Genomic DNA, 2,360 nt, shown 5'->3' on the forward strand with positions numbered 1-2,360 from the left:
CCGACCTCGTCAGACATTGGGCTGGAAATTCCCTGTTGAAGTGTTGACGGATCATCTGCAACTGCTGGCAACCAATCGGCTCAACATTATCAACTGACTGTTGCACTTGGAACCTGAGGCCGCCAAGTCCAGTCGTGTCAAAGTTTTCATCAGGAGTCGAATCTACAGCGTCGTAAAAGTTGACCTTCCTGTCAATGTAATCGGATTTGAATTTGGCAAAGACTAGTTGGGATATTCTTCTCATGCCCATAATTGCTAGTCTACTTACAACTCCTGATGTTGCTGCATCCGGGTGGTCGACCACGATGAGTGCTTTTTGAAGATTATAAAGTTGTCCATTACGATCAGCCGAGCATTGGAGTCTTAGAAGCATTAGATCATTCCAACCCAGCGCACCCCGATCATCGCTGGTAATCCGGTCTAGAAGCCCTTTGTTCCTGTATTCGCCATCGCCAAAAATTCGTTGCGCTATCTCGATTACATTTTCATTAGAGTTTATGAGGCGCTTACCAGCTGTCCTACCCCATCCTGCTCGATCCAAAAGTCTCAATAGTGAATAGATAGACCTGTGTCGCAGGCTGCCGTCGAATCGACCGATTGATGCATATCGGGGCAGGTATTCAACCAAGGTGTTGATAGCATCTTCAGCAGTAATGTGGTTGAAGCTGGAAGAGCTATTGACGAGCAGCCTCCAAAATTGATCATGTGCCCGCTCATGCTTGACAAGGTTGAAGTTTGTTGATGTCAAGATGGTCGAGATTTTTTCACCCTTTATCACTGAGTTAACAGACTCTTGGTACAGCGCGAAAGTATCCTGAGGCTCCGGGGTGGCAAATCTAACGATTAGTTTGAGGTGGTTTTCTAAATTTCGAGATCCTTCGTGGTTGAAACATGCACGGCTAGCCCGTACTGATGGCTCTATATCTGTGCGGGTCGGAAGGTCTAGAGTTTCTGCGTCGAAGAGTTGACGTAGCAGGAACGCTTGAGCTGGTTCTTTTTCTAATTGCCCGGAAAACTCAGGTGTATTTATGAAGTTGTCAGCTTCTAAATTTCTCTTTAGTGAGAAGCGCCCAGACCTCCCCTCTGTTTCTTCTGCATAAATTTGCCTAAAAGTTCCTGGATAGAATAGGTGAATAAATATTAAATTAATTAGGTCGACTTTGTTGAAGTCTGTGCGTGTGAGGTCGCTTCGCTCCATCTGTAGAATAAGAAGAGCATTTACGAAGCGCTTTACCTTTCGAAGATTTCCAACGTAAGGCAAATAGCTAGCGGCGTTGTCGCCGTCAAGAATATTAGATAACTCGGTAAGCACTGCTCCAAGTTGTATCATCGTGTCAGAGGGGACCGATGTAAGCTTTTGCTCTTTATTTTGCCAGTCTCTTGTCAGGAAATTTTTTATTGAAGAGCTGTCAATAAATAAGCTTAGTTTCACAGTGACGAATTTTTCTAAAAACTCACGTGCGCGCGAAGTTTCTTCCTGAACTCCGGCAAGAATTTCAGTATCGTAACATAGTATGAACGTGGCTTGAGAGAGTTTGAATGTTCTGCGAGTTGCAAATAATACTGAGTTGGCAGTTTTTGAATCTAGGCGGTCAAGATCATCTATGACTATGATAACGCGCCGACCTATTCGTCGAAGCACATCATCAATATCGTCTAAAAGTTCATCTAGGGTTTCTTGTGAAGGTTCAATGGCTAGCTTGAATCCTAAGAAAGAAATATCTGCTTTACCTTTGATTAGTCGCGAATATCTCGAAGCTGCTGGTCGAAACTCAGGAGCATAGGCTTCCCGCTGGATAGTTGCGGACAGTTCTTTGATAAGCCTATCTGTAAGATCTGGCTCGGACGCAAATCGGAGTGGTTCAAAGCGACAAATAATTACTTCGTCGGAATGTTTTTCCCAATAATGCGTTGCTAGGTTGATGAAGCTGGTTTTCCCAACTCCCCAGGGGCCGTCGATGCCAAAGACCAGGCCTAGGTGAGCGTGGCTAGCCATTATGGTTTTGGCAAATGCTTCCGCCTGAGGATCACAGTGTAATGCGTCTTCCGTGCTTTTATGTATTTCATCATCTGAAAGAAAGTAGAGTTGAGATGTTTCTTTCTTGAATAGGGCGCGTAGGTGTTGTACTGTCGGTGAAAGTATAATGGCGCATAAAATGGTCAAAATTGCAGGGGCCCAGTACGGATCTGCTGCTTCAAACACCTCATGGAGCGATTTTAGTCTCGGTGCTAGGGAATCTCCGAACAAGTCCTCAGTTATGCGAAAATCACCGCACCACCTGATCCGAGCCGCCCATGAGCCAGATGAGTTTTTCCGACTTTGAGTACGCCGGCAAGCGCAAGCAAACCCGCCGCGAACG

General features: G+C 45.5%; 1 pseudogene. It reads right to left on the reverse strand.

The features are described 5' to 3' along the window. Positions 1 to 1,255: 1,255 nt before the first annotated feature. Positions 1,256 to 1,996, reverse strand: a pseudogene (locus tag G7007_RS22295) (KAP family NTPase); the annotation flags it as partial. Positions 1,997 to 2,360: the final 364 nt, after the last annotated feature.

Source organism: Pseudomonas entomophila (genome assembly GCF_013523125.1).
In the GTDB taxonomy this organism is placed as follows: Bacteria; Pseudomonadota; Gammaproteobacteria; order Pseudomonadales; family Pseudomonadaceae; genus Aquipseudomonas; species Aquipseudomonas entomophila_B.